This is a genomic window from Streptomyces sp. NPDC057099, from assembly GCF_042671245.1.
Lineage (GTDB): Bacteria > Actinomycetota > Actinomycetes > Streptomycetales > Streptomycetaceae > Streptomyces > Streptomyces purpurascens.
On record NZ_JBHUTX010000017.1, the window covers coordinates 63,316 to 88,921 of the forward strand.

Here is a 25,606-nt window from a genome sequence, read left to right on the forward strand (position 1 = left end):
TGCCCGATCCACGCATTTCCTGTGCGGCGCCGGCTCGGCCGGACCGATGGCGGCGCCGGAATGGAATGGAGCTCCGGGGGTACTTCTCCCGGCACTTTCCGCCGGGCTTTTCCATGAGCTCATGTGACACGCGGGAATTACGATCGAATGCCTGCGGAAGGCCTACAGAAGGCCTACGGAACCGCTCGTCCGTGTGACGGACATCGCGGGAAACGGCTGTCGTGATCTTGTGACAGAAGTGTGACCGGGGCCGGACAGCCACCGGAGGTAGCGTGGCGGCATGGCACCGATTCCGACACCTTCCGCGGAACCCGACGACAGCCCGGACACCTATGTCGGCCTGGCGGCCGACCGGGCCGAACACCTCGCGCGTGAGCGCGGCTGGCCGACGGTGCGCTCGTTGCCGCCGGGGGCGATCATCACGATGGAGTACCGCGTGGGACGGCTGAACTTCGAGGTGAAGGGCGGCCGCGTGGCGCGCGCCTGGAAGGGCTGAGACACGGCGAAGGCCCCGGTTCCGCTCCGGAACCGGGGCCTTCGTGTGCCCGTCAGGGGTGGGCCGAGGAGGTCGAGCCGCGCGGGTGCCGCTCCGGGTGCGGTGGTCGGCGGCTGCCGGCCGGGGTGACCGGGGTGCGCTCCGAGCGGGCCGTGTGCGGACCCGGGGCCAGATAGGCCGGGGCCCGGGGCGTACGGGCCGCGACGTCCTCCCGGTCGGCGGGCAGCGGCGTGACCACCACGGGCGGCGCGCTGACCGGGGCGGAGGCCGTACCGCTCCGGCGGGACCGCCAGCGGTCGCGCAGGTCGAAGATCCTGGCCTCGGCACGGGCGATCAGCGGCTCGAACCAGGGCAGGGCGAGCATGATCAGCAGGCCCGCGACCCAGCCGAGGAGCACATCGCTCAGCCAGTGCGTACCGAGGTAGACGGTGGCCAGCCCGACCCCGAGCGAGGTCACGGCGGACACGGCGGACAGCCAGCGGCGCGCTCTGGGGGTGGAGGCCAGATAGGCCAGGATTCCCCAGGTCACCACGGCGTTCGCGGTGTGACCGCTCGGAAATATATCGCCGCCCAGGCCCATCTCGTTCGAGCCGATGATGGTCGCGTAGTGCGGCCCCAGGCGGCCCATGCCGTACTTGGCGGCGCCGACCGTGATGTTCAGCAGCAGCAGTGAGACGCCGAGGGCGAGCAGCGGACGCAGGGTGTGCTGCCGCCAGGAGCGCCAGCCCAGCCAGGCCGAGACCATCACCGCGGTCGGGCCGCGCTGGCCGAGCACCACGTAGTAGTCGACGAACCAGTGGATCTCCGACCACTGCTGGTACGGCCGGAAGAACATGACCTGCCAGTCGAGCCGGACCAGCCAGGACGTGATCACCACAGCCCACACGATCGCGCCGTAGAACGCCGCGGTGGCGGCGACGAGCACGATGCGGTGCCTGCTCATCTTCGGCACATCGATGTGGGCGGGTCGTTCCGGCTCACGATCCAGCCGGGCGAACACCCGGTCCAGACGGGTGAGCTTCGGTTCGGTACGCACCCAATCGACGTTACAGCGAGTGAGCTCTGATCCCGGGCGAATCAACGGCTTTGTGATGACGATGTGATGTGGGATTCCTCTCAGGAGGAGGTTTATTTCCACCGAATCTGCAATCGTCGGCCGCTGCGGCCTTCAATTCCTTTGATCATTCCGGATGGGGGTTTTATTGCGCTTTTGAATTCGTTCACCGGAGCATGGCGCGGAATTCCCCCTGCGCTCACAGCGGGTCAGGGCGGACCGGAGCCGTTCAGCCAGAACGCCCCGTACACCGCGGAGGCCACGGCGACGGACCCGAGCACCAGCGCTGACCTGCGCGTACGCAGCCGGGCCAGGGCCAGTGCAAGGGGCAGCAGCAGGGGGAAGGCGGGCACCAGCAGGCGCGGTTTCGAGCCGAAGTAGCTCGACGCGCAGAGCGCGAGCGCGGTGACGACCCCGGTGTAGACCAGCAGCGGCAGCGGCTGGCGCTGACGTACCCCGACCACATACAGCCAGACGACTGACGCGACCCCGACGATCAGCCCGACGCCGGCCAGGGCCGAGGGGAACGACGTGAACTTTTCGGCGACGAAGCGGGCGAAGGCGTAACCGCCGTCGAAGCCGTTGCGCCACCCGGCCTGCACGTCGAGATAGCCGAGCGGCCCCTTGCCGGTGTGGTGGCCGACCCACAGCACGTAGGCGGCGGTGCCGAGGGGGGCCAGGAGCATGCCGAGGACGCGAGAGGCGTCGGGGGAGGCGTGGAGGGAGATGGAAGCGGAAGTGGGAGCGGGGGCGGGAGTGGGGGCGCTTGGCGTGATCCGTGCGCCGTCCGGCTCGCCCGCGCGTCGGTCCCGCACGAAAGAGGCAAGGGCCGTCACCCACACCGCAGCCACCACCGCCAACCCCACCGGACGGGTCAGCCCCGCCAGCAGGGCCAGCACGCCCGCCACCGGCCAGCGGCCGGTCAGGACCGCGTACAGCGCCCACGCGGCGAGCGCCGTGAAGAGGGACTCGCTGTACGCCATCGACTGCACGATCCCGACCGGGAGGACGGCCCACAGCAGCACCGCGCACACCCCGGCCCGGCGGCCGTACACATGGTCGGCCACCGCGAAGATCCCCCAGGCCGCGGCGAGCGAGGCGAGCAGACTGACGAGGAAACCCCCGTCCGCGTACGACAGCGGGGACACCGCCGCCACCAGCCGCTCCAGCCAGGGCAGCAGCGGGAAGAACGCGAGATTCGAGTGCACGTCCCCGTTCGCCAGGCGCACCTCGTAGCCGTAGCCGAGCTCGGCGACCCGGGTGTACCAGAGCGCGTCCCAGCGGGCGGTCAGCAGCGTGTACGCGCTCTTGTCCCGGGCCGCGCTCCACACGGCCAGGGCGACGAGGCCCAGGGCACGCACGGCCGCGTACCCCAGCAGCGCCGGGGCCGCCCGGCGCAGCGCCCCGGCGCGGGACGACGGGGTCACGCGCGTCTCGAGATCGGTCACGGGCCCGATTATCGACCCGGGGCGGAACCGGGCGGCCGGCCGGGGCGTGGTCGAGACAGAGGGGGGGCGGCGGGGAGTGGCGTACGCCACATCGTTCGGCCGGAACTGTGAGAGGTCCGCCACTAGGCTCCGGCGGGGACTCGCGTACGCTGACGTGTCACTCGCTTTTCGTTTGCGCGGGCCGGAGACCACCGCTCCTCTCCGGCCGAGTCGCGGGGGCGTCCCCCACCCCGTGAGCCCGCCGATCGCGAGGAACATCTGGGAGGTACGTACATGTCCGGGACGACCACGGCCGCCGCTGCGCTGCGCCGTCGGGCGGCCGGGGCCGGTGCCAACCGCTGGGTGGTTCTCGTCGTCCTCTGCGTCAGCCTGCTGCTGGTCGCCGTGGACGCCACCGTGCTCCATGTAGCCGTCCCCGCCGTCACCGAGGATCTGAGGCCCGGCGGCATCGAGCTGCTCTGGATCGTCGACATCTACCCGCTGGTCTGCGCCTCGCTGCTGATCCTGTTCGGCACGCTGGGCGACCGCGTCGGCCGCCGAAGGGTCCTGCTCCTCGGGTACGCGCTGTTCGGCGTGGCCTCCGGGATGGCGGCCCTGGCGGACAACGCCCCGGTACTGATCGTGGCGCGGGCGCTGCTCGGTGTGGGCGGCGCGATGATCATGCCCGCGACCCTGTCGATCCTGCGCCAGGTCTTCCCGGACCGGCGTGAACGGGCGCTCGCGATCGGTATCTGGAGCGCCGTGGCCGCGGTGGGCGCGGCGGTCGGGCCGCTGCTGGGCGGCTTCCTGCTGGAGCACTTCTGGTGGGGTTCGGTCTTTCTCGTCAACATTCCGTTGATGCTGGTCAGCCTTCCGGTGGGGCGGCTGCTGCTGCCCGAGTCGAAGGGCGACGGCACCGGTCCCTGGGACGTCGTCGGGGCCCTGATGGCGGCGGCCGGGCTGTTCGGCATGGTGCTGGGCGTCAAGAGACTCGGCGGCGGGGAGCCGGTGGAGAGCCTGCTCACCGTGCTGCCGTTGGTGGCGGGCGCGGGGCTGCTGGTGGCGTTCGTACGACGGCAGAGGCGGCGGGCGCATCCGCTGGTCGATCTGAAGATGTTCGCGCGGCCGGCGTTCAGTACGTCCGTCGGCTGCATCGTGCTGGCGATGCTGGCCTTGGTCGGCCTCGAGCTGATCGCGGCGCAGTACCTCCAGCTGGTGCTGGCGCTGTCGCCCCTGGAGACGGGGCTGCGGCTGTTGCCGCTGACGTTCGCCGCGATGGCGGCCGGGCTGGCCGGTGCGCGGATGCTGCGGCGGTTCGGGCCGCGGCGGATGGTGAGCGTCGGGTTCTGCCTCACGGCCGTCGCGGTGCTGCTGCTGACGGCGCTGGGCCGGACGGACGACTGGCCGCTGATGCTGGCCGCGTTCGTGCTGCTGGGCTTCGGGCTGGAGACGACGCTGTTCGGGGCGTACGAGTCGATGCTGAGCGAGGCGCCGCAGGAGCAGGCGGGTGGGGCCGCGGCGATCGGTGAGACGTCGTACCAGCTCGGGGCCGGGATCGGGATCGCGTTGCTCGGCAGCGTGATGAACGCGGCGTACGCGCCTGGACTGTCGGGTGTGTCGGGGGTGCCGGAGTCGGCGTCCTCCTCGGCGGGGCATTCGCTGGGGGAGGCCTACGAGGTCGCCGCGCAGCTGGGCGGGGCGGCCGGGGCCGCTCTGCGGCATGCCGCCCGGGACGCGTTCGTGCACGGGCTGCATGTGACGTTGCTGGTGAGTGCGGGGTTGTTGCTGCTCGGCGCGGTGATGGCGTTGCGGTTGCCGCGGACCATGCAGTGTGAGGAGGAGGCGGGTGCGGTGGAGGTACCCGCCCAGAGGGACGCGACGGAGTCGCGCGTCTCGGTGTGAATCGCCCACCCACGCACCGCCCGTAACTGCCGACCGAGGGGTCCGGGTCGCCCGTGGGGGCGGGGCGCCGTCGGCGGCTTGCGGGTGGTCTTGGGTGAGGGCATTGGGGGCTGGGTCCGGAGGGCTTGCCGCTGTGGTGGCCGGGGGCCGGGGGCCGGTGGTGAGGCGGCCAGGTGGCCCGCAACTCGGTGGTGTGGCGGCCCGGCGCCCCGGTGGCTCCGTAGCCCGGTGGCTCCGTAGCCCGGTGGCTCCGCAGCCCGGTGGTGCGGCGGCCAGGTAGCCTGCACCCCCCGCACCCTGATGGCCTCGCAGCCTGGTGGTGCGGTGACCTGGTGGCCCCGCAGCGCCCGCACCCTGGTGGCCCCGCCGCCCGGTGGCCGGTCCCCGGTAGCTCTTTGCCCCGGTGGTGCGGAGTCGGTGGTCCCGGGCTGCGCCCGGGGGAATGTCTGAGCTGGAGGCTTGCTGGCCCTGCCGTTGGTGCTTGGTGGATCGTAGGAATCGGGGCCGCGGGCGCCGATGGTGCTTGGCCCCCGCCGGCGACCTCGACCCCTCAGTTGGGAGCTACGGGTGGTGCGTGGGTGGGCAGGCGTCGTAGCGTCTTGATTAGCGGTGCTAGTTAAAGAGCTTCGGAGGGTGTCAGCATGTCCGAGTCGTCCAGGATTCCTCCCTTCGACCCCGGTGACCCGCTCGGTCTTGACGACCTGCTGGATCCGGAGGACCTCGGCATCAGGGACACGGTCAGGGCCTGGGCCGCGGACCGGGTGCTGCCGTATGTGGCCGACTGGTACGAGAAGGGGGAGCTGCCCGAGATCAGGGAGCTGGCGAGGGAGCTCGGCGGGCTCGGCGCGCTCGGGATGTCGCTGAGCGGATACGGGTGCGCCGGCGCCTCCGCCGTGCAGTACGGGCTCGCCTGCCTGGAACTGGAGGCCGCCGACTCCGGCATCCGTTCCCTCGTCTCGGTGCAGGGCTCCCTCGCCATGTACGCCATCCACCGCTTCGGGAGCGAGGCGCAGAAGCAGGAGTGGCTGCCGAGGATGGCCTCCGGCGAGGTCATCGGCTGTTTCGGGCTCACCGAGCCCGACCACGGCTCCGACCCCGCCTCCATGCGGACGTACGCCAAGCGCGACGGCTCCGACTGGGTGCTCAACGGGCGCAAGATGTGGATCACCAACGGCTCGGTCGCCGGTGTCGCCGTCGTATGGGCGCAGACCGAGGACGGGATCCGAGGGTTCGTCGTGCCGGCCGGCAGCAGCGGGTTCTCCGCGCCGGAGATCAAGCACAAGTGGTCCCTGCGCGCCTCGGTGACCAGCGAACTCGTCCTCGACGACGTACGACTGCCCGCCGACGCCGTACTCCCGGAGGGCACCGGCCTGCGCGGACCGCTCAGCTGTCTGTCCCACGCCCGGTACGGAATCGTCTGGGGCGCCATGGGCGCGGCCCGCAGTTCGTTCGAGGCCGCGGTCGACTACGCGAAGTCGCGGGAGCAGTTCGGGCGGCCCATCGGCGGCTTCCAGCTCACCCAGGCCAAACTCGCCGACATGGCGGTCGAACTGCACAAGGGGATTCTGCTCGCCCATCATCTGGGGCGGCGTATGGACGCCGGCCGCCTGCGTCCCGAGCAGGTCAGCTTCGGCAAGCTCAACAACGTCCGGGAAGCGATCGAGATCTGCCGCACGGCCCGCACCATTCTCGGCGCCAACGGGATCTCGCTCGAATACCCCGTGATGCGGCACGCGACCAACCTCGAATCGGTGCTCACCTACGAGGGCACCGTCGAGATGCACCAGCTCGTGCTGGGCAAGGCGCTCACCGGACTCGACGCCTTTCGCTAGACGCCGTCCGGTGAACCCTGCGCGGGGGCAGGGCCGGTGAGCGGCCCTGCCTCAGCTCTGGTTGAAGAAGCCGTCCGTGCGGTGCCCGGCCGGGTCGCCGTTCACGATCTCCGTGTTGGCGGGGGTCAACAGGAACACCCGCGTCGACACCCGTTCGATCGAACCCCGCAGCCCGAAGATCAGCCCGGCCGCGAAGTCGACCACGCGCTTGGCGTCGGCGGCGTCCATGGCCGTGAGGTTCATGATGACCGGCACGCCCTCGCGGAACAGCTCACCGATGGCGCGGGCGTCCCGGAAGCTGTCCGGGGTCACCGTGCCGATGCGGCGGCCTCTCTCCTCGGCGACGTCCGAGGCCACCTTGACACGCGGATCGGTGACCCAGGCCTCCCCGGACTCGGTCCCGTCGGAGTAGTCGTCGTCGTAGTAACGCTCGTCTTCGTTGTCGTCGACGAGGCCAAGCCAGGCACTTGCCTTGCGTACCGATCCCATGGACGCCTCCTCTCACAGCGGTCTTTCTGCTTTCCGCATCCCTATGGTCGTCCATGATGCGGATGGCGCGCCAAGTGGATAGACGCCGCACGGGGGGTTTGTGACGGTACTGGTGCACAGCGATTCCGTCGAGAGTCCGTGTTTCCCAAGGGCCTTGTCGTAAACGACTGCTGACTGTGAGTGAAATATGATTCTTCACGGCGTTTGGGTGATGGACAGTGCGTACGGGTGAACGGGTTGGCCGATATCATGCGGCGCTCAAACGTCGTACGGAGCGCGGGGGAACGTCGTGTTCGGAATGGTCAGGCCCTGTCGGCATCGACTCGGTGAGAGTCTCACCGCCCACTGGATGGCGCATTTGTGTGGGCTGTGTCTCGCGTTGCGCGGGGACCACGGGCAGCTCGCGCGGATCGTCACGAACTATGACGGGCTTCTCGTCTCTGTATTGACGGAGGCTCAGACGGGCCTCGCGACCGGCGCGTCGAGTGGTGTGGGACGGCGTACGGCGGGTCCCTGTCCGCTGCGCGGGATGCGCACCGCGTCCGTCGCGCACGGTGAGGGAGCGCGGCTCGCTGCGGCCGTGTCGCTGGTGCTCGCCTCCGCCAAGGTGCGCGACCATGTCGCCGACGGAGACGGGCTGCTGGCCCGGGCGCCGGTGGCGCGCGCCGCGCGCCGGGTCGCGAAGGGCTGGGACCGGGCCGGGGCACGGACCGGCTCCGCCGTCGGGTTCGACACGGCCGTCCTGGTCGATGCCGTGGACCGGCAGGGCGGCATCGAGGCGCTCGCCGGGCTCGGGACGCCGATCCTGACGGTGACCGAACCGACCGAGACCGCGACCGCCGCCGCCTTCGCGCACACGACGGTCCTCGCCGGCCGGCCGCACAACGCCGGGCCGCTCGCCGAGGCCGGACGGCTCTTCGGGCGCCTCGCCCACCTGCTGGACGCCGTGGAGGACCGGCACGCTGACGCCGCGTCAGGCGCCTGGAACCCGATCACCGCGACCGGCACCTCTCTCCCGGAGGCCCGGCGGCTCGCCGACGACGCGGTGCACGGCATCCGGCTGGCGCTGCGGGAGGCGGAGTTCACCGACGGGCGGTTGGTGCACCGGCTCCTCGTGCATGAGCTGCGCACCTCCGTCGACCGCGCCTTCGGTACGGCCGCCTGTGCTCACACCGCCGCTCCCGAGGCGGCCGGCCCCCATGCGCCGCCCGGTACCGGCGCACCGGGCGGTCCCGGCGCTCCGCCGCCGGAGCCGCCGCGCGGCAACCGGCGCGGGCTGCTCGCCGGGTGCGCGGTGTGGCTCGGACTCGCCTGTACGTGTCAGATGTGCTGCGGCACGTACCAGGACCCGTGGACGGGCGAGCGCAAGGAAGGGCAGTGCGGCAACTGCGACTGCAGCGGATGCGGGGACTGCTGCAGCTGCTGCGACTGTTGCGGCAACTGCTGTGACAACTGCGGCTGCGACGGCTGCGACTGCGGCTGCAACTGCTGAGGCGCTGTCAGGAAAGGTTGACGGCTGAAAGGCCCTCTTGCGCCTACCGGCCGTTCGGCCGAATACTCCCCCACAGCGCTTGTCAGGGGCACGGCGTGTTCGGGAACCGGACGCGCGGTCCCGGGCTGCGCCTCACGGGCCCGAGACCCCACGAGGGCCCCCTACTTCCCCTGTGGAGGAACGAAAAGTGAGGATCAAGCGCACCACCCCCCGCAGCGGCATCTCGAGACGGACCCGGCTGATCGCCGTTTCCACCGGCCTCGTCGCCGCCGCAGCGATCGCGATCCCCAGCGCGAACGCGTCCGACACCCCCACCACCTTCAGCGCCGCCGAGCTCAAGAGTGCGAGCGGCTCGATCCTGAAGGCCGACATCCCGGGCACCGCCTGGGCCGTCGACAGCAAGACCGACCGTGTGCTCGTCACCGTCGACAGCACGGTCACCCAGGCCGAGATCGCGAAGATCAAGCAGCAGGCCGGCGCCAACGCCGACGCGCTCACGATCAAGCGCACCCCCGGCCAGTTCAACAAGCTCATCCAGGGCGGCGACGCCATCTATGCGAGTAGCTGGCGCTGCTCCCTCGGCTTCAACGTCCAGAACAGCAGCGGCCAGCAGTTCTTCCTGACCGCCGGTCACTGCACCGACGGCGCGGGCACCTGGTACTCCAACTCCGGCCGCACCACGGTCATCGGCTCCACCGCCGGCTCCAGCTTCCCGGGCAACGACTACGGCCTGGTGCGCTACAGCGGGTCCGTCGCGCGGCCCGGCACCGCGAACGGCGTGGACATCACGCGCGCGGCCACCCCGAGCGTGGGCACCACCGTCATCCGCGACGGCTCCACGACCGGTACGCACAGCGGCCGGGTCACCGCCCTCAACGCCACCGTCAACTACGGCGGCGGCGACATCGTCTCCGGCCTGATCCAGACCACGGTCTGCGCCGAGCCCGGCGACTCCGGCGGCTCGCTCTACGGCAGCAACGGCACCGCGTACGGTCTGACCTCCGGCGGCAGCGGCAACTGCTCCTCCGGTGGTACGACGTTCTTCCAGCCCGTCACGGAGGCCCTGAGCGCCTACGGGGTCAGCGTGTACTAGGCCCTACCGGGCAGCAGCAGGCAGCGTTCTGTGCCCCCGCACGCAATGCGTGCGGGGGCTTTCCTTTGTCGGCTGGGGCGGTTTGTGGCTTCTTGTCATGGCTTATGGAGAGTGCACGTAAAGATGTGTCAATGTCCGCCCCTCGGATGCCGATTGGGGGCGGTTGGTTGGGCGATTTTCAGCCATGGCCAGACCTCGCAGAGTGCGCGCACATTACTCGCGCGTAATGTTTGCAGTGTGAACGCGTGTGAAGCGGGTGCGAGTTGGGTCCGATTTGACCGTGCGCGGTCAAAATGTGGGGGAGTGGGGCCCGTGATCTACGCGCGTCCTGAACTCGACCTTGTGTGCTCCCTGTGGTCCTCGGAATAGTGGGCGCTCGTCAACAAGGCCTTCCGGCCCGCGAGGTCCCCACAACCTCCAGGGCCGACCCCCCACAGGAGGACGTGAGTTGAAGCACCGACGCATACCCAAGCGGCGTGCAGCCCTGGCAGGTGCGGGTGTCGCCGCACTGGTCGCCGCCGGAGTGACCTTCCAGTCTGCGAACGCCAGCGAGCCTGCGAAGGTCAGTGAGCCCGAGACCCTGTCGGTCTCCGCGGCCGGAAAGCTCGCCTCGACGCTGGCCAAGGACCTGGGCGCCGACTCGGCGGGTACGTACTACGACACGAAGAGCAAGAACCTCGTGGTGAACGTGCTCGACGAGGCCGCGGCCAAGGCCGTCGAGAAGGCCGGCGCCAAGGCGAGAGTCGTGGCGAACTCCCTCGCCGAGCTGAAGAGCGCCCGCGGCACGCTGAAGGCGGACGCGACGATCCCCGGCACCGCCTGGGTGACCGACCCGACCACGAACAAGGTCGTCGTGACCGCCGACCGTACGGTCTCCAAGGCCGAGTGGGCGACGCTGACGAAGGTCGTCGACGGGCTCGGCGCGAAGGCGGAGCTGAAGAGGTCGAAGGGGGAGTACAAGCCCTTCATCGCCGGTGGCGACGCGATCACCGGTGGCAGCGGCCGCTGCTCGCTCGGCTTCAACGTCGTCAAGGGCGGCGAGCCGTTCTTCCTGACCGCCGGTCACTGCACCGAGGGCATCTCCACCTGGTCGGACTCCAGCGGCAAGGAGATCGGCACCAACGCGGACTCCAGCTTCCCGGACAACGACTACGGGCTGGTCAAGTACACCGCCGAGGTGGCTCACCCGAGCGAGGTGAACCTCTACAACGGCTCCACCCAGAAGATCTCGGGTGCCGCCGAGGCGACCGTCGGCATGGCGGTCACCCGCAGCGGGTCGACGACCCAGGTGCACGACGGCAAGGTCACGGGCCTCGACGCCACCGTGAACTACGGCAACGGCGACATCGTGAACGGTCTGATCCAGACCGACGTCTGCGCCGAGCCCGGTGACAGCGGCGGCGCGCTCTTCTCGAGCGACAAGGCGGTCGGGCTCACCTCCGGTGGCAGCGGTGACTGCACCTCCGGTGGCGAGACGTTCTTCCAGCCGGTGACCGAGGCGCTGTCGGCGACCGGTACCGAGATCGGCTGACTCGTAGCCCTGTGAAGTCCCGCCCCTTGTGTGAGGGGCGGGGCTTTTGCATGCGTCCTACGGTGTGTGCGCCGGGGGTGGGGTGGCGACTCGCTTCCGCATTGCGGCGGCCACCAGGGTGATGGCCGCTCCCGCCACCGCCCAGGCCGCCAGCACCAGGAGCGACGCGGTCATGGCGTTGTTCTCGAAGTAGGCGATCGAGCGGGTGGCCCAGGTGCCCGCTCCCGGGGGCAGTGCCGGGCCGATCGCCTTCCAGAAGGGCGGGAGCAGGGGCGGGGGAAGGGCGCCGCCGGCGCTCGGGTTGCCGAGGATCACCACCAGCAGGATCACCAGGCCGATGCCGATCGTGCCGAAGACGCCCTGGAGGGCGAGGGTGGCCGCGCCCACGGCGAAGATGATCAGGGCGCCCAGGCCCCAGAGGGCCGCTGTGCTGCCGGGGAGGGCGTCCAGGACCGGGCCGGTGATGAGGGCTCCGCCGAGGCCGCCGGTGATCGCGACCAGGGCCATGACCGCCAGGCGGATCGCGGCGCGCTCGGGGTTGGACGGTTTCGCTCCCGCGCTGATGGCCAGGGCCGCGGCGCCCAGGTAGCCGCCCACGCACCAGCCGACCACCAGGTAGAAGGACGAGAGCCCGTTGGGGTCGTGGGCGGCGGACGGGATGACGTCGACGGTGCGGAAGGTGCGCTTCTCCGACCTCTCCAGGGTGGTGACGAGGGCCGTCAGGGTGTTGGCGAGGACCCTGCCGCCGCCGGAGGCCACGAGCAGGGTGTCGGTGCCCGCCGGGTTGATGATCAGGGCGGCGTCGATGTCCCGGTTCGTGATCTGGTCCCGGGCCGTGGCCGCGTCGGGCAGTGCGCGGGGGTCCAGCGGGGAGCCGGGCAGTCGTTCCAGTCGGGTCACCGCTTGTGCGGAGGCGGCCTGTGGGGCGACCACCCCGAAGGGCACGTCCTTGAGTCTCGGGTCGTGCAGTGCCCCCACGTACGAGGCGATGAACAGCAGCTGGAGGGCGATCACGCCGAGGATGAGCAGGGTGGCCCGGGGGGTGACGGCGTCCTTCACCTCGCTGAGGAACGAGCTGTGCGGCATGCCTCCACGGTCGGGGGCGGCCGGGTGTTTCCGCAGGTGGGACGGGGCCGAATGGATGTCGCACACACATTCGAAAATTGGTCTATGGTGGGGGTGAGGTAGCTGGGAACAGATGTTCGAGAGCTGGTACGGCTCACGAGTGCGGGAGGTGCGTGTGCCGGGGTTCACGCATCTGCACACCGTCTCCGGATTCTCGTCGCGATATGGAGCCTCGCATCCGGAGCGGCTGGCCGAGCGCGCCTCCGAGCGGGGCATGGACGCCCTGGCCCTCACCGATCGCGACACGCTCGCCGGTGCCGTCCGGTTCTCGAAGGCCTGCGCGAAGGCCGGGGTCCGTCCGGTGTTCGGGGCGGATCTGGCGGTGGCGGGCGCCCAGGCTTCCCAGGGCGACGACCGGCGGGGGCGGCGCCGGACTCCGGTGCGGGGCGGTGCCTTCGTCGACGAGTCGGCTCCCCGCGTGATCTTTCTCGCCCGGGACGGTGCCCGGGGGTGGGCCGAGCTGTGCCGGCTCGTCTCGGCGGCGCATGCGGGGGAGGGGCCCACGCCTCTGCTGCCCTGGGAGCACCATCGGGCCGAGGGGCTGACCGTGCTGCTCGGGCCCGAGTCGGATGTCGGGCGTGCCCTGGCCGCGGGGCGTCCCGACCGTGCGGCGCGGCTGCTCGTGCCCTGGCGGGAGGTCTACGGCGACGACCTGCGGCTGGAGGCCGTCTGGCATGGCCGAAAAGGTACGGGTCCGGGGTCCCTGCGGCTGGCCGCCCGTACCGTCGGGTTCGCCGCCGAGCAGCGGATCCGGCCCGTGCTCAGCAACGCCGTACGGTACGCCGACTCGGGGCTGGGGCCGGTCGCCGACGTCCTGGACTCCGCCCGGCGGCTGGTGCCCATCGACCCGACCAAGGAGCTGGACTCCGGCGAGGCCTGGCTCAAGGGCGCGGGGGCCATGTTCGGGGCGGCGGAGCGGATCGTGGAGGCCGCGGGGTTCCGGCGGGACATCGCTCACCGGCTGGTGGAGCAGACCGAGGCCGCGGCCGCCGAGTGTCTGGTCGACCCCGAGGACGATCTCGGGATCGGCACCGTCCACTTCCCCGAGCCGCATCTGGTGGGCGCCGGGCGTCGTACCGCCCAGCGGACGCTGGCCTCGCGGGTGGTGGCGGGGATGGTGCTGCGCGGGTACGACCGGCGGCGGGAGTACTGGGAGCGGATGCACCATGAGCTGGACATCATCGCCCACCATGGCTTCGCTTCCTACTTTCTGACCGTCGCCCAGGTGGTCGACGATGTGCGGGGGATGGGGATCCGGGTCGCCGCCCGGGGGTCCGGGGCGGGGTCGCTGGTCAACCATCTGCTCGGGATCGCGCACGCCGACCCGATCGAGCACCGGCTGCTGATGGAGCGGTTCCTGTCGAAGGAGCGGGTCGTGCTGCCCGACATCGACATCGACGTGGAGTCCGCGCGCCGGCTGGAGGTCTACCGCGCGATCATCGGCCGGTTCGGCACCGAGCGGGTCGCCACGGTCGCGATGCCGGAGACGTATCGCGTGCGGCACGCCATCCGGGATGTGGGGGCCGCCCTGTCCATGGACCCGGCCGAGATCGACCGGGTCGCCAAGTCCTTCCCGCATATCCGGGCGCGGGACGCCCGTGCGGCCCTGGAGGAACTGCCCGAGCTGCGCGCGCTGGCCGGGGAGAAGGAGAAGTACGGGAGGCTGTGGGAGCTGGTCGAGGGGCTGGACGCCCTGCCGCGCGGGGTGGCCATGCATCCGTGCGGGGTGCTGCTGTCGGACGCCTCGCTGCTCGCGCGTACGCCGGTCATGCCGACCAGCGGCGAGGGTTTTCCGATGTCGCAGTTCGACAAGGACGACGTCGAGGACCTCGGGCTGCTGAAGCTGGACGTGCTGGGTGTGCGGATGCAGTCGGCGATGGCGCACGCGGTGGCGGAAGTGGGGCGGGCGTCGGGTGTCCGGGTCGATCTGGACGCCCTGCCGCCGGGGGATCCGGAGACGTACCGGCTGGTGCGATCCGCCGAGACGCTCGGGTGCTTCCAGATCGAGTCGCCGGGCCAGCGGGACCTGGTCGGGCGGCTCCAGCCGGCCACCTTCCACGATCTCGTCGTCGACATCTCGCTGTTCCGGCCCGGGCCGGTCGCCGCCGACATGGTGCGGCCGTTCATCGAGGCGCGGCACGGGCGGGCGCCGATCCGTTATCCGCATCCGGATCTGGAGGGGCCGCTGAAGGAGACGTACGGGGTCGTCGTCTTCCATGAGCAGATCATCGACATCGTCGACATCATGACCAGGTGCGGGCGCGGTGAGGCGGACCGGGTGCGGCGGGGGTTGTCGGATCCGGAGTCGCAGGGGCGGATCAAGGTGTGGTTCGCGCAGCACGCGGCGGCCCGGGGCTATGACGCGGAAACGATTCAGCGGACCTGGGAGATCGTCGAGGCCTTCGGGTCGTACGGCTTCTGCAAGGCGCACGCGGTCGCCTTCGCCGTGCCGACGTACCAGTCGGCGTGGCTGAAAGCGCATCATCCCGCCGCCTTCTATGCCGGGCTGCTGACGCACGATCCCGGGATGTATCCCAAGCGGCTGCTGCTGGCGGACGCGCGGCGGCGGGGGGTGCCGGTACTGCCGTTGGATGTGAATACGTCGGGTATCGCACACCGTATCGAACTGGTGTCCGGTAACTGGGGGCTGCGGCTGGCTCTCTCCGATGTGCACGGCATCAGCGAGGCCGAGGCGGCACGGATCGCCGAGGGGCAGCCGTACGCCTCGCTGCTCGACTTCTGGGAGCGCGGCCGGCCCAGTCGTCCGCTGGCCCAGCGGCTCGCGCAGGTGGGAGCGCTGGACGCGTTCGGCGCCAACCGCCGTGATCTGCAACTGCATCTGACCGAACTGCACCGGGGCGCGCGGGGCGCGGGCGGCGGCCAGCTCCCGATGGCCGGAGGGCGGAAGACCGCCCCGGCCGGGCTGCCCGACCTCTCCTCGGCGGAGCGGCTCAGCGCCGAACTGGGCGTGCTGTCCATGGACGCCTCGCGCCATCTGATGGACGACCACCGGAAGTTCCTCGACGAGCTGGGCGTGGTCTCGGCACGGCGGCTGCGCGAGGCCCGGCACGGGGAGACGGTGCTGGTCGCGGGCGCCAAGGCGGCCACCCAGACACCGCCGATCCGGTCCGGCAAGCGGGTCATCTTCTCCACCCTGGACGACGGCACGGGCCTGGTCGACCTCGCCTTCTTCGACGACTCCCACGACGCCTGCGCCCACACCGTCTTCCACTCCTGGCTGCTGCTGGTGCGCGGGGTGGTGCAGCGGCGCGGCCCGCGCAGCCTCAGCGTGGTGGGCGCCGCCGCCTGGAACCTCGCGGAACTGCTGGAGGTGCGCCGGGAGGAGGGGCTGGAGGGGGTCGCCGCCCGGCTGGCCGGCACCGGCGTCTTCGATGGCGACGGTGAGGGAGCGCCCGGACCGGCCGGCTCCGCCGACGAGGAGCCGACGGACCAGCGGAAGATCCGCATGCCCACGGGGTACGAGATGCACCCCTGGGCCGATCTGCGTCCCGCGGGCGAAGGACCCGCGGTGGGACGGAAGTTGTGGCACCAGAGTCCGGGGAGTGCGGGATGACCATCCTCTGCGTACGTTTCCAGCTGCCTCCGACGCGCGAGGCCGATCTGCCCCGGCTGCTCGGGATGCTCGAGGAGTTCACGCCCGTCGTCCAGGCCCTGCCACCGGACGGGGCGCTGGCCGACCTGCGGGGCGCCGAGCGGTACTTCGGGCGGGACGCCGTCGAACTGGCCTCGGTGATCCGGGTGCGCTCGCTCGCGCTGTACGGCGTCGACTGCGTGATCGGCGCCGGGCCCGGGCCGATGCTGGCCCGGGTCGCGCTGGGCGACGCCGTGCCCGGGGTGACGTCCGCGGTGCCCGAGGGACGGGACGCCATTGCGGAGTTCCTCGCGGACAAGCCCGTCGCCGCGCTGCCCGGCATCGGCACCAGAACCGCCCGTACGCTGGGCGACTACGGCCTCGACACCCTCGGCCTGGTCGCCGCCGCGCCGCTGTCCACACTCCAGCGGCTGATCGGCGCCAAGGCCGGCCGCGAGCTGCGCGAGAAGGCGAACGGCGTCGACCGCGGCCGGGTCGTCCCGAACGCCGTCTCCCGCTCGCTCGCGACGGAACGCCCCTTCGAGCGCGACGAACTGGACCCGGACCGGCACCGCCGGGCACTGCTGTCCGCCGCCGAGGAGATCGGCGCCCGGCTGCGCGCCCTGGACAAGGTCTGCCGCACACTCACCCTCACCGTGCGCTACGCCGACCGGTCGGCCACCACCCGCAGCCGCACCCTGACCGAACCGACCGCACACTCACCGGCGCTGACCAGGACCGCGTACGGCATGTACGAGGCGCTCGGTCTGCAGCGCGCCCGGGTGCGCGCGATCGTCCTGCGCGCCGAGGGGCTCGACCCCGCCGACCAGGCCTCCTACCAGCTGACCTTCGACCCCGTGGACGAGCGGGTCCGCCGTATCGAGGAGGTCGCGGACCGCGCGCGAGCCAAGTTCGGGCCACGGGCGGTGATGCCCGGGGGACTGGCGGCGTAGGTCCCTCCGCGTGACGTCAGTTGGCCCACGGCGGCGCGATGCGGGTGCCGTCGGCCAGGCGTGCCTCCAGGCCGATGGAGGTGGTGACCCAGGAGTACGCGGTCCGGCCGGTCGGGTTCTCGACGGTCAGGGTGGCGCCGGGGTTGATGATCACCGTGTCGCCCGCCGTGATCCGGTCGGTGCGGCCGTCGAGGGTGATCAGCAGCTCGCCGTCGAGCAGATGGAAGATCTCCTCCCGGCTGACCGTGTGCGCGGGAGCCTTGAGACCGGCGGGAATCTCACCGCGCCAGGCGCACAACTCCTTGCTCCCGCTCAGCGGTGTGGCGTACGAGACGAAACGGGCGCCGTGGATCTCGTGTGTGACGGCTTCCGAGGAGCGGATGACGGGCATGGCTGCCTCCGGTCTACTGGCTGGGTGAGATGGTCAAGCAACTTGACTATATGGTCAAGCTACTTGACCGTCACGTCAAGGGTGTTTCAATGCATGCGTGCAGAACTCCGAGGCCATGGCCCTGTCCGCCGCCCTGCTCGCCGCCGCCGGCGGGCTCACGCACCGCATCCACGAGGGCGTGGTCGCGCGCGGCTTCGAGGGGCTGCGGCCCGCGCACGGCTTCGCCTTCGCCCGGCTCGCTCCGGACGGCGCGACGGCCACCGACCTCGCCGTCCATCTCGGGGTGACCAAGCAGGCCGCCAGTCAGCTCGTCGACGAGATGGTGCGCAAGGGGTATGCCGAGCGGCGGGCGCATCCCGAGGATGCGCGGGCGCGGCTGGTCGTGCTCACCGAGCGGGGGTGGGCCTGTACGCGGGCGGCCGAGGAGGCGGCCGCGGAGGCGGTGCGGGAGTGGGGCGCGGTGCTGGGGGAGGGGGAAGTGCGGGTGCTGCGGGAGCAGTTGCTGCGGATCGCGCCCCAGGGGCCTGTGCGGCCCGCCTGGTGAGGGCGGTGGCGGGGGCGGGGCGGGCGGTGCCGGTTACCGCCGGAAGTTTTTACTGACGCGTAACTTCCCAGGTTGGCTACTCGCTCGTAACTTGACGAGTGAACAGCATCCTCGTGATCCGGATCACAGGCGTCGTGCCGTCGCACTTCCCTTGACCCGCAAGGAGATCACTCGATGCTGCCCTGGAAACGAGTGCTCAGACCCCTGGCCGCGCTGCTGCTGACCGCCGCGGCCGTCACCGTCCCCGCCACCACCGCCCAGGCCGCCGCCGCTCCCAGCGCCGGCTGGAACGACTACTCCTGCAAGCCGTCCGCCGCCCATCCCCGTCCCGTCGTCCTGGTCCACGGCACCCTCGGGAACTCCGTCGACAACTGGCTGGGCCTCGCCCCCTATCTGAAGGTCCGCGGCTACTGCGTCTTCTCCCTCGACTACGGCCAGCTCGAGGGCGTCCCCTTCTTCCACGGCCTCGGCCCCGTCGAGAGGTCCGCCGGACAGCTGAAGGAGTTCGTCGACAAGGTGCTCGCCGCGACCGGCGCCGCCGAGACCGACGTCGTCGGACACTCGCAGGGCGGCATGATGCCCCGCTGGTACCTGCGGTTCCTCGGCGGAGCTGCCAAGGTGAACGCCCTGGTCGGCATCGCACCCTCCAACCACGGCACCACCCTGAGCGGCTTCACCAGCCTGCTGCCCTACTTCCCGGGCGCGGCGGACCTGTTGGCGAAGAACACTCCCGCTCTCGCCGACCAGGTCGTCGGCTCCGACTTCCTCGAGCGGCTCAACGCGGGCGGCGACACCGTGCCCGGCGTGCGCTACACCGTCATCGCCACCAAGTACGACGAGGTGGTCACGCCGTGGCGCAGCCAGTACCTGAGCGGGCCGGACGTGCGCAACGTCCTGCTCCAGGATCTGTGCCCGCTGGATCTGTCCGAGCATGTGGCCATCGGGCTGCTCGACCGGATCGCCTTCCATGAGGTGGCCAACGCGCTGGATCCGGGGCGGGCTCGGCCCACTACTTGTGCTTCGGCGTTCGAATGACACGTGTAACGCTGACGCGGTTACCACTGACACGTGTCTGTTGACACGTGTAGGGGAAACGTTTCGGGGCCTGTCCGGCCTGAGCCGCCGGACAGGCCCCGAGTCAGGGGCGGGTGCTGGTCAGCGGCCGTGGCGGCCGCTGCTCATCGCCCGGCGCCGGGTGGTGAGGAACAGGGCCGACGAGCCGAGCGCCAGTGCTGCGGCGCCGCCGATCGCGAGGTATGTCGTGCTGGTGTCGCCGCCGGTCTCGGCGAGGTTCTCGGTGGCACCGGCCGCCGCCTTAGGCCGGTTCGGGGCTGCGTTCGGGGTGTTCTCCGGGGCCGCGGCCGGCTTTGCCGATGTCTTGGCGATGGGGGTCCCCCCGCTCGAGCTTGTTCGAGAGTGGGGGAGGTCGCCGTGGCCGTGGTTCTCGACGGTCGACTTGTCGGTGCCGTCCTCGATCTGCTTCTTTGTGGGAGCCGAGGCGGTCGGGGCCGGGGCCGTGCCACCCTTCGCGGTGCCACCGCCGCCGAAGGAGACGTCCGAGCAGGAGTAGAACGCCTCCGGGCTGTCCGACCGCTGCCACACCGCGTACAGCAGATGTCTGCCCGAACGCTTGGGCAGGGTGCCGGAGAAGGTGTAGAAACCGCCCTTGGCGGCCGGATCGGTGGACGTCGCCACCGGGTTCTTCAGATCCAGGTCCTTCCAGGCCAGCGGCTTGGCCGGGTTGTAGCCGGACTTGGTGAGGTACACCTTGAAGGTGCCCTTGTGGGGCGCTGTCACGCGGTACTTGAAGGTGTGCGAGCCGCTGCGTACGGAGGTCGCGGGCCAGTCGGCGCGGGGCAGGTCGAGCCCCTTGAACTGCGCGTTGTTCGCGCTGCACAGCTTGCCGTCCGGGATGAGTTGCTGATGCCGTCCGCCCGCCTCGCCGATGCGGATGCCGTTCCAGTCGTAGAGGGCCTGCGTGCCGCCCGCCGCGACGGCCGCCTTGCACGCCGCCGACTTCGGGCTCTCGGGGCCCTCGGCGTAGCACTGCGAGACCCGGCTGACCGGGTCGCCCATCGAACCGTGCGCGGCCGCCGACGTGGCGGTCAGTGCCGTCAGGGCGAGCGGAAGGCCGCCGAGGGCGAAGACGGTGGCTGCGGCGCGGCGTGCGGGCATGCGGCGTGCGGGCATGCGGGAACTCCTCGAAACGGTTCAGGGGACAGGTCCGGGCCCGAGTGGGCCGGATCCCGTGGGGTGATCCGAAGCTAGCCCCAGAGAACCGTGAAATCGCCTGCTGGGGACGGGTGGAGGAGATCCTTATGGCCGCGTTAAGGGAGTGCTCAGACTGGCATCAGGTAGGTACCGTCGCGGCATGGCAGACGAGGAGATCCGGCCGGCCGGAGCCGCCGACGTACCGGTCGTCGAGAGCGTGATCGACGCGGCCTTCCGCCCCTACATCGAGCGCATCGGCCGGGTGCCGCAACCCATGGAGGAGGACCACGCGGCGAACGTGGCCGCGGGGAAGGTGTTCGTGACGGGCGAGCCCGTGACCGGCCTCGTCGTGGTCGAGGCCTTCGAGGACCATCTCTTCCTCGACACCATCGCCGTCCACCCCACCGCGCACGGCAGCGGAGTGGGGCGACGGCTGCTCCGGTTCGTCGAGTCACGCGCGCGTGCGCTGGGCCTGCCCGAGATCAGGCTCTACACGAACGCGATGATGTGGGAGAACCAGAAGATCTACCCGAGGTACGGCTACGAGCTCGTGGAGCGCCGTGTGGAAGGGCCCTACGACCGCGTCCACTACCGCAAGCGGCTGCTCTGAACGGGTCTCATGATCGGCACCGGCCGGTCAGCTGTCCGGCCACCACGTGCGTGCGATGTCCTTGCGGACTTCCGGGCGCCCGCCGGGGCACTCGTCGGCCTCCTCGCGGAGCTTGCCGCGAACGTCCGACTTCTTCAGGGGCTTCTGCACGGTCACACGGCGCATGGCTGCCTCCTTGGGGGCTACCGGGTTCCGCGTTCTCACGGAGGTAGACCTTTCGGGGGAGAGTTCCTCATCGCTCCCGGTCTGTCTGTGGCGGCTGTCACCATTCGACTGTCAGTGGCGGGTGTCACTCTTGGGCCCATGACCAACGACGGTGAACCCGTGACCTCGGCGAACACCCCCTGCCCGGGCGTGGACTGGGACGCGCGGGCCGCTTCCTTCGACACGGAGCCGGACCACGGGCTGCGCGACCCCGGGGTGCGCCGCGCCTGGGCCGGGCGGCTGCGCGGCTGGCTGCCCGGGCGCGCGGGTGACCTCCTCGATCTCGGCTGCGGTACCGGAAGTCTGTCGCTCCTCGCGTCCGAGCAGGGACACCGGGTGACGGGCGTGGACCTCTCGCCGGCGATGGTGGCGCTCGCCCGGGAGAAACTGGCCGGGCGTGACGCGGTGTTCCTCGTCGGTGATGCCATGGCCCCGCCCATCGGGGGGCAGCGCTTCGACGTCGTTCTCGTACGGCATGTCCTGTGGGCCCTGCCCGACCCCGGCCGCGCCCTGCGGCACTGGGCCGGGCTGCTGCGGCCGGGAGGGCGGCTCGTGCTGGTCGAGGGAGTGTGGGGGACGCTCGATCCGGTCGGTATACCGGCGGAGCGGCTCACCGCCCTCCTCGCCCCGGTCGCCGGGCAGGTGCGGGTGGAGCGGCTGTCGGACGATCCGCTGCTGTGGGGCGGGGAGGTGACGGACGAGCGGTACGCGGTGGTCGCGCTGACGGGCTGACGCGGGGGACGGCGGGGGATCAGGCCAGGAGCGCGGCGAAGTCCCCGCCGCGGGCCAGGGTCTCCAGTTCGTCGAGTGTGGACAGGGCGGCGTGGGCGGCCTCCGGGTCCGTCCCGGCGAGGCCGCTGTCGGCGAACTCGTCCTCGTCCAGACGTCGTACGTCCGAGCCGTCGGCGGAGCGCCACAGGTCCAGGTCGAGGTCCTCGACGACCAGCTCCGGGCCGGACCGGACGGCGGGGCGGGTGATGTCGCAGTACCAGCCCTTCAGCGTGCCCGTGGCGGTGCGGACCTCTTTCACCGCGTACCAGCGGTCACGCCAGTAGTACTCCGTGAAGACGTCCCCGGGCTCGAATCGGACGAACCCGAAGTCGCGTACGCCGTTGCCCGCCCACGGGGCGCGGACCGTGACACGCGTGCCGTCGTCCGCCAGGAGCTCGCCGGTGTAACGGATCTTCGTACGGCCCGCCTTGACGAGTACGACGTCCACCTCGTCGGGCCGGTCAGCCGAGTTCACGGACATAGCGCACTTCCTTCGCGCAGATCTCGTAGCCGAACCACTTGTTGATGGCGATCATCGGCTCGTTGCCGGTGTCGTTGCCGGTGAAGGCCTCCGTGCACCCGGCGGCGCGGGCCCGGTGCAGGGAGTCGTTCTTGGCGAGCTTGGCCAGCCCCCGGCCGCGGAACTCCCGGGCGGTCCCGGTCATGGCCGTGCCGTAGCGGGCCCCGCCGTCGGTGTACGCCACGCTGAAGGCGGCGGGGCGGCCGTCGACCAGCGCGACCGTGGTCAGCTCACGGTCGAGGAGCGGGTGCTTCCAGTGCTCCTCGATCCAGGCCTCGTAGTCCGTGAACTCGGTCTCGATGTCGCTCGGTTCGTCGGACGACGTCACCGCGTCCAGTTCGAACACCGGGCGCGGGTCGTCCGCGAAGTCGGCGGCCGTACGCAGCTCGACGCCCGCCGGCGGGTCCTGGCGGGGCGGCAGCGCGCCGGTCAGGTCCAGGCGCAGGAAGTAGGCGGAGCGGCTGGCCCGGAAGCCGTTCCGCTCGGCGAAGGCGTGGTTCTCCGGCTCGTCCAGCACCCAGGCGAACAGCTTGGTGACGCCCAGTGCGGCCAGGCGTTCCTCGGCGGTGCGCAGCAGCAGCGAACCGGCACCGCGGCGCGTCCGGTCGGGGCGCACGTAGATGTTGGCGGAGCCCTGGCCGGGTTCCGGGCTGTCGTGGGCGACGCTGATCTGGGCCGTGCCGATGATCTCGCCGTCCTCCTCGGCGATGAGCTGGCCGAAGTGGGCGTCCGGATGGACGTGCGTCAGGGTGTGCACCACCGACTCGGGGGTGGACAACATGTAGGGAAGGGCGAGGCGGCGGGTGTCGGAGAACCCCTCGGCGTCGGCTCGGACGTCGGGTCGCAGGTCGCGCACGATCACAGTCATGGAGGCGGACGTTACGTGGGGGCGCACCCCGGGTGCCTCTTATTTTCCGCCGGGTACGGGACAATCGGCCTGTGACCTTGAAGATCGACATCGATGACAGCGGTCCGCCGTACGAGCAGGTGCGGGCGCGGATCTCCGAGCAGGCCCGGTCGGGGGCGCTGCCGGTGGGGTACCGGCTGCCGACCGTGCGAGGGCTGGCCGAGTCGCTGGGGCTCGCCGCGAACACGGTCGCCAAGGCGTACCGGGCGCTGGAGGCGGACGGCGTGATCGAGACGCGGGGGCGCAACGGCACGTTCGTGGCCGCCGCCGGTGCGGCGGCGGACCGGGAGCTGGCGGCTGCCGCCCAGGCCTACGTGGAGCGGGCCAGGCGGCTCGGGCTCACGGAAGCCGACGCACTGGCGGCGGTACGGGATGCCCTGCGGGCGGCTTACGGGGAGTAGAGCGTTGGGTCGGGCTGTCGGCCGGGTGCGGGCCGGTGGGGGTTGTTCGCGCAGTTCCCCGCGCCCCTTGAGGGCGTCGCCCGGCCACAATGGCGAAGAAGGTCGGTTCAGCCGGTCCGCGCCAGACGCCCCGGCGTGCGGGTGATCTCCAGGCCCGCCGACCTCCCCACCCGCGCGAACGTCCTCGCGTCCTCCACCGCCGCGCCGCCCGGGTCGTTGTTGAAGTACGCGTAGACGTCCTCGCCGTCGGGCCAGGTCGTGGCGACGCGGTCGAGCCAGGTGGCGAGGGAGCGCCGGCCGTAGCGGGGCCAGGGGTGGGCGCGGCCCTGGTGGAAGCGGACGTAGCCCCAGTCGGTGGTGCGCCACAGCGGTGTCGCGGGACGGGCCAGGACGTCGGCCCAGCACAGGGCGGCGCCCCGGGACCGCAGGACCGCGCGGACCTCCGGTGTCCACCAGGAGTCATGGCGGGGCTCCACCGCCACCCGGGTCGAGGCGGGGAAACAGGCCAGGCAGGCGTCCAGCAGGCCCGGGTCGGCGCGCAGGTTGGGCGGCAGCTGGAGGAGGACCGGGCCGAGACGGCTCCCCAGGCCCGCCGCGTGGCTCATCAGACGGTGCACCGGCTCCTCGGGATCCTTGAGCCGCTTGATGTGGGTCAGATAGCGGCTCGCCTTGACCGCGACGACGAAGTCCCCGGGCACCCGCCCCCGCCAGTCCTCGAAGGTCTCCCGCGCCGGCAGCCGGTAGAAGGCGTTGTTGATCTCGACGGTCGCGAAGTGCCCGGCGTACTCCTCCAGCCAGAGCCGCATCGGCAGCCCGGCCGGGTACAGGACCTCCCGCCAGTCCTTGTACTGCCACCCGGACGTACCGACGAACAGGGTCATAACCCCATCAAAACACCGGCCGGCGGGGACCTCCTACAGATACAGCCCCGCGTCGGCGTCCCCGCGCGGCTCCGGCAGCGCCGTCGGGGACGTGCCCCGGCGCAGCGCGTACAGCTCGGCCAGGGTCGCGCCCTCGCGGCCGACGCCGTCCTCGTGGCCCAGCCAGCCCACCGCCTCCGGGCGGGTCAGCGGACCCACCTCGATCCGGGCGAGGCAGCGCCCGGGGCGGACGACGGCGGGGTGCAGGCGCTCCAGGTCCTCGTTGGTCGTGACACCGACCAGGACGTTGCGGCCCTGGCCGAGCAGTCCGTCCGTCAGGTTCAGCAGCCTCGACAGCGCCTGGCCCGCCGTGTGCTTGGCCTCGCCGCGGATCAGCTCGTCGCAGTCCTCCAGCAGGAGCAGCCGCCAGCGGCCCTTGCCCGTGGAGTCCTCCTCGCCGATGGCGATGTCCATGAGATAGCCGACGTCGGAGAAGAGCCGCTCGGGGTCCAGGACGCAGTCCACCTGGCACCAGTCCCGCCAGGAACGGGCCAGGGTGCGCAGCGCGGACGTCTTGCCGGTGCCCGGCGGGCCGTGCAGCAGGAGCAGCCGGCCCGCGATGTCCTCCGGGGTCGTCTTCATCAGCCGGTCCATGGCGTCCGCCACCGGCGCGGTGTAGTTGGACCGCACCTCGTCCCAGGTGCCCGCAGCGATCTGGCGGGTCGTGCGGTGCGGGCCGCGGCGCGGGGAGACGTACCAGAAGCCCATCGTGACGTTCTCCGGCTGCGGTTCGGGTTCGTCCGCCGCGCCGTCCGTGGCCTGGTCGAGCACCTTCTGCGCCAGCTCCGCGCTGGTCGCCGTGACCGTGACGTCGGCGCCCCGGTTCCAGCGGGAGACCAGCAGCGTCCAGCCGTCGCCCTCCGCCAGCGTGGCGCTGCGGTCGTCGTCCCGGGCGACGCGCAGCACCCGCGCGCCGGACGGCATCAGCGTGGCCCCGGACCGTACGCGGTCGATGTTCGCCGCGTGGGAGTACGGCTGCTCGCCCGTCGCGAAGCGGCCGAGGAACAGCGCGTCGACGACATCGGACGGGGAGTCGGAGTCGTCGACGTTGAGCCGGATCGGCAGCGCCTCGTGCGGGTTTCCAGACATGCCGCCATGATCCGGCACGGGGACGCCGTGTGCACCCGGTTTCCCGGTGCAC

24 protein-coding genes are annotated in these 25,606 nt (G+C 71.3%); 13 read left to right on the forward strand and 11 right to left on the reverse strand.

Annotation, left to right across the window (positions count from 1 at the left end; all coding sequences use genetic code 11):
• The first annotated feature begins 280 nt into the window (after positions 1–280).
• Complete coding sequence (locus ACFT4A_RS22110; RefSeq protein ID WP_184597626.1) at positions 281–496, forward strand: I78 family peptidase inhibitor; 216 nt, start codon at positions 281–283, stop codon at positions 494–496.
• Between the two features lie 52 nt (positions 497–548).
• Here ACFT4A_RS22110 and ACFT4A_RS22115 read toward each other — a convergent pair whose 3' ends face one another.
• Positions 549–1,532, reverse strand: coding sequence for a phosphatase PAP2 family protein (locus ACFT4A_RS22115; RefSeq protein ID WP_382832619.1), 984 nt, complete (start codon positions 1,530–1,532; stop codon positions 549–551).
• Between the two features lie 227 nt (positions 1,533–1,759).
• The gene (locus tag ACFT4A_RS22120) at positions 1,760–2,998 is read right to left on the reverse strand and encodes a glycosyltransferase family 39 protein (RefSeq protein ID WP_382832621.1); all 1,239 of its coding nucleotides are present in this window, start codon (positions 2,996–2,998) and stop codon (positions 1,760–1,762) included.
• 273 nt (positions 2,999–3,271) lie between these two features.
• Between ACFT4A_RS22120 and ACFT4A_RS22125 the strand changes: the two genes are divergently transcribed.
• Positions 3,272–4,879 carry an MFS transporter gene (locus ACFT4A_RS22125; protein WP_382832623.1) on the forward strand — a complete coding sequence of 536 codons (1,608 nt, stop codon included), beginning with the start codon at positions 3,272–3,274 and terminating at the stop codon, positions 4,877–4,879.
• Positions 4,880–5,520: 641 nt separating this feature from the next.
• Positions 5,521–6,711: an acyl-CoA dehydrogenase family protein gene (locus ACFT4A_RS22130; protein ID WP_382832624.1), complete on the forward strand. Its 1,191-nt coding sequence runs from the start codon at positions 5,521–5,523 to the stop codon at positions 6,709–6,711.
• Between the two features lie 51 nt (positions 6,712–6,762).
• Here the strand turns inward: ACFT4A_RS22130 and ACFT4A_RS22135 are convergent, their stop codons facing one another.
• Positions 6,763–7,200 (reverse strand): cell division protein SepF, encoded by a 438-nt coding sequence (locus ACFT4A_RS22135; RefSeq protein WP_184597617.1) that lies wholly within the window; start codon positions 7,198–7,200, stop codon positions 6,763–6,765.
• 289 nt (positions 7,201–7,489) lie between these two features.
• Between ACFT4A_RS22135 and ACFT4A_RS22140 the strand changes: the two genes are divergently transcribed.
• The 3 genes from ACFT4A_RS22140 to ACFT4A_RS22150 all read left to right on the forward strand — a co-directional run bounded on the left by ACFT4A_RS22140 (position 7,490) and on the right by ACFT4A_RS22150 (position 11,316).
• Positions 7,490–8,692, forward strand: coding sequence for a DUF5685 family protein (locus ACFT4A_RS22140; RefSeq protein ID WP_382832626.1), 1,203 nt, complete (start codon positions 7,490–7,492; stop codon positions 8,690–8,692).
• A gap of 187 nt (positions 8,693–8,879) precedes the next feature.
• On the forward strand, positions 8,880–9,785 hold the full coding sequence (locus tag ACFT4A_RS22145) for a S1 family peptidase (protein ID WP_215122398.1): 906 nt from the start codon (positions 8,880–8,882) through the stop codon (positions 9,783–9,785).
• 448 nt (positions 9,786–10,233) lie between these two features.
• Positions 10,234–11,316 carry a S1 family peptidase gene (locus ACFT4A_RS22150; protein ID WP_382832628.1) on the forward strand — a complete coding sequence of 361 codons (1,083 nt, stop codon included), beginning with the start codon at positions 10,234–10,236 and terminating at the stop codon, positions 11,314–11,316.
• A gap of 57 nt (positions 11,317–11,373) precedes the next feature.
• Here the strand turns inward: ACFT4A_RS22150 and ACFT4A_RS22155 are convergent, their stop codons facing one another.
• Positions 11,374–12,402, reverse strand: coding sequence for a DUF3533 domain-containing protein (locus tag ACFT4A_RS22155; RefSeq protein WP_382832630.1), 1,029 nt, complete (start codon positions 12,400–12,402; stop codon positions 11,374–11,376).
• A 154-nt stretch (positions 12,403–12,556) separates the two neighbouring features.
• Here ACFT4A_RS22155 and ACFT4A_RS22160 point away from each other — a divergent pair, with 154 nt between their 5' ends.
• Both ACFT4A_RS22160 and ACFT4A_RS22165 read left to right on the forward strand, forming a co-directional pair.
• Positions 12,557–16,015 carry a DNA polymerase III subunit alpha gene (locus ACFT4A_RS22160; RefSeq protein WP_382832743.1) on the forward strand — a complete coding sequence of 1,153 codons (3,459 nt, stop codon included), beginning with the start codon at positions 12,557–12,559 and terminating at the stop codon, positions 16,013–16,015.
• Positions 16,012–16,986, forward strand: coding sequence for a hypothetical protein (locus ACFT4A_RS22165; RefSeq protein ID WP_382832633.1), 975 nt, complete (start codon positions 16,012–16,014; stop codon positions 16,984–16,986). Before ACFT4A_RS22160 ends, ACFT4A_RS22165 begins: the two co-directional genes overlap by 4 nt.
• Before the next feature lie 16 nt (positions 16,987–17,002).
• Here ACFT4A_RS22165 and ACFT4A_RS22170 read toward each other — a convergent pair whose 3' ends face one another.
• A complete protein-coding gene (locus tag ACFT4A_RS22170) occupies positions 17,003–17,377 on the reverse strand; it encodes a cupin domain-containing protein (RefSeq protein WP_382832634.1) in 375 nt (124 codons plus the stop codon).
• A 97-nt stretch (positions 17,378–17,474) separates the two neighbouring features.
• Between ACFT4A_RS22170 and ACFT4A_RS22175 the strand changes: the two genes are divergently transcribed.
• Complete coding sequence (locus tag ACFT4A_RS22175; protein WP_382832636.1) at positions 17,475–17,921, forward strand: MarR family winged helix-turn-helix transcriptional regulator; 447 nt, start codon at positions 17,475–17,477, stop codon at positions 17,919–17,921.
• Between the two features lie 174 nt (positions 17,922–18,095).
• Entirely contained in the window at positions 18,096–18,956 is an 861-nt protein-coding gene (locus ACFT4A_RS22180) for an esterase/lipase family protein (protein ID WP_382832637.1), read from the forward strand.
• Positions 18,957–19,076: 120 nt separating this feature from the next.
• On the opposite strand, the gene ACFT4A_RS22185 is transcribed toward ACFT4A_RS22180, so the two are convergent.
• Positions 19,077–20,096 (reverse strand): lytic polysaccharide monooxygenase, encoded by a 1,020-nt coding sequence (locus tag ACFT4A_RS22185; protein ID WP_382832745.1) that lies wholly within the window; start codon positions 20,094–20,096, stop codon positions 19,077–19,079.
• 196 nt (positions 20,097–20,292) lie between these two features.
• On the opposite strand from ACFT4A_RS22185, the gene ACFT4A_RS22190 reads away from it, so the two are divergent.
• Entirely contained in the window at positions 20,293–20,742 is a 450-nt protein-coding gene (locus tag ACFT4A_RS22190; RefSeq protein WP_382832639.1) for a GNAT family N-acetyltransferase, read from the forward strand.
• Positions 20,743–20,769: 27 nt separating this feature from the next.
• Here the strand turns inward: ACFT4A_RS22190 and ACFT4A_RS22195 are convergent, their stop codons facing one another.
• On the reverse strand, positions 20,770–20,907 hold the full coding sequence (locus ACFT4A_RS22195; protein ID WP_382832641.1) for a hypothetical protein: 138 nt from the start codon (positions 20,905–20,907) through the stop codon (positions 20,770–20,772).
• Positions 20,908–21,045: 138 nt separating this feature from the next.
• On the opposite strand from ACFT4A_RS22195, the gene ACFT4A_RS22200 reads away from it, so the two are divergent.
• Positions 21,046–21,678 (forward strand): class I SAM-dependent methyltransferase, encoded by a 633-nt coding sequence (locus tag ACFT4A_RS22200; protein ID WP_382832643.1) that lies wholly within the window; start codon positions 21,046–21,048, stop codon positions 21,676–21,678.
• A 19-nt stretch (positions 21,679–21,697) separates the two neighbouring features.
• Here ACFT4A_RS22200 and ACFT4A_RS22205 read toward each other — a convergent pair whose 3' ends face one another.
• Together ACFT4A_RS22205 and ACFT4A_RS22210 are read right to left on the reverse strand one after the other, a co-directional pair.
• A complete protein-coding gene (locus ACFT4A_RS22205; RefSeq protein ID WP_382832644.1) occupies positions 21,698–22,198 on the reverse strand; it encodes a DUF402 domain-containing protein in 501 nt (166 codons plus the stop codon).
• Complete coding sequence (locus tag ACFT4A_RS22210; RefSeq protein WP_382832646.1) at positions 22,179–23,105, reverse strand: GNAT family N-acetyltransferase; 927 nt, start codon at positions 23,103–23,105, stop codon at positions 22,179–22,181. The genes ACFT4A_RS22205 and ACFT4A_RS22210 overlap by 20 nt, the downstream gene beginning before the upstream one ends.
• A gap of 71 nt (positions 23,106–23,176) precedes the next feature.
• Between ACFT4A_RS22210 and ACFT4A_RS22215 the strand changes: the two genes are divergently transcribed.
• Entirely contained in the window at positions 23,177–23,545 is a 369-nt protein-coding gene (locus tag ACFT4A_RS22215) for a GntR family transcriptional regulator (RefSeq protein ID WP_382832648.1), read from the forward strand.
• A gap of 107 nt (positions 23,546–23,652) precedes the next feature.
• Here ACFT4A_RS22215 and ACFT4A_RS22220 read toward each other — a convergent pair whose 3' ends face one another.
• Together ACFT4A_RS22220 and ACFT4A_RS22225 are read right to left on the reverse strand one after the other, a co-directional pair.
• Positions 23,653–24,426 carry a DUF72 domain-containing protein gene (locus ACFT4A_RS22220; RefSeq protein ID WP_382832650.1) on the reverse strand — a complete coding sequence of 258 codons (774 nt, stop codon included), beginning with the start codon at positions 24,424–24,426 and terminating at the stop codon, positions 23,653–23,655.
• 33 nt (positions 24,427–24,459) lie between these two features.
• Positions 24,460–25,554, reverse strand: coding sequence for a DUF5925 domain-containing protein (locus tag ACFT4A_RS22225; RefSeq protein WP_382832652.1), 1,095 nt, complete (start codon positions 25,552–25,554; stop codon positions 24,460–24,462).
• Between the last annotated feature and the right edge of the window lie 52 nt (positions 25,555–25,606).

Bases quoted from the DNA above. Each gene is read 5' to 3' on its own strand.
- ACFT4A_RS22110 (WP_184597626.1), top strand. From the start codon at position 281: ATGGCACCGATTCCGACACCTTCCGCGGAACCCGACGACAGCCCGGAC.
- ACFT4A_RS22180 (WP_382832637.1), top strand. From the start codon at position 18,096: ATGCTGCCCTGGAAACGAGTGCTCAGACCCCTGGCCGCGCTGCTGCTG.
- ACFT4A_RS22170 (WP_382832634.1), bottom strand. From the start codon at position 17,377: ATGCCCGTCATCCGCTCCTCGGAAGCCGTCACACACGAGATCCACGGC.
- ACFT4A_RS22130 (WP_382832624.1), top strand. From the start codon at position 5,521: ATGTCCGAGTCGTCCAGGATTCCTCCCTTCGACCCCGGTGACCCGCTC.
- ACFT4A_RS22185 (WP_382832745.1), bottom strand. From the start codon at position 20,096: ATGCCCGCACGCCGCGCCGCAGCCACCGTCTTCGCCCTCGGCGGCCTT.
- ACFT4A_RS22220 (WP_382832650.1), bottom strand. From the start codon at position 24,426: ATGACCCTGTTCGTCGGTACGTCCGGGTGGCAGTACAAGGACTGGCGG.
- ACFT4A_RS22200 (WP_382832643.1), top strand. From the start codon at position 21,046: ATGACCAACGACGGTGAACCCGTGACCTCGGCGAACACCCCCTGCCCG.
- ACFT4A_RS22210 (WP_382832646.1), bottom strand. From the start codon at position 23,105: ATGACTGTGATCGTGCGCGACCTGCGACCCGACGTCCGAGCCGACGCC.
- ACFT4A_RS22165 (WP_382832633.1), top strand. From the start codon at position 16,012: ATGACCATCCTCTGCGTACGTTTCCAGCTGCCTCCGACGCGCGAGGCC.
- ACFT4A_RS22225 (WP_382832652.1), bottom strand. From the start codon at position 25,554: ATGTCTGGAAACCCGCACGAGGCGCTGCCGATCCGGCTCAACGTCGAC.
- ACFT4A_RS22205 (WP_382832644.1), bottom strand. From the start codon at position 22,198: ATGTCCGTGAACTCGGCTGACCGGCCCGACGAGGTGGACGTCGTACTC.
- ACFT4A_RS22125 (WP_382832623.1), top strand. From the start codon at position 3,272: ATGTCCGGGACGACCACGGCCGCCGCTGCGCTGCGCCGTCGGGCGGCC.
- ACFT4A_RS22195 (WP_382832641.1), bottom strand. From the start codon at position 20,907: ATGCGCCGTGTGACCGTGCAGAAGCCCCTGAAGAAGTCGGACGTTCGC.
- ACFT4A_RS22190 (WP_382832639.1), top strand. From the start codon at position 20,293: ATGGCAGACGAGGAGATCCGGCCGGCCGGAGCCGCCGACGTACCGGTC.
- ACFT4A_RS22155 (WP_382832630.1), bottom strand. From the start codon at position 12,402: ATGCCGCACAGCTCGTTCCTCAGCGAGGTGAAGGACGCCGTCACCCCC.
- ACFT4A_RS22135 (WP_184597617.1), bottom strand. From the start codon at position 7,200: ATGGGATCGGTACGCAAGGCAAGTGCCTGGCTTGGCCTCGTCGACGAC.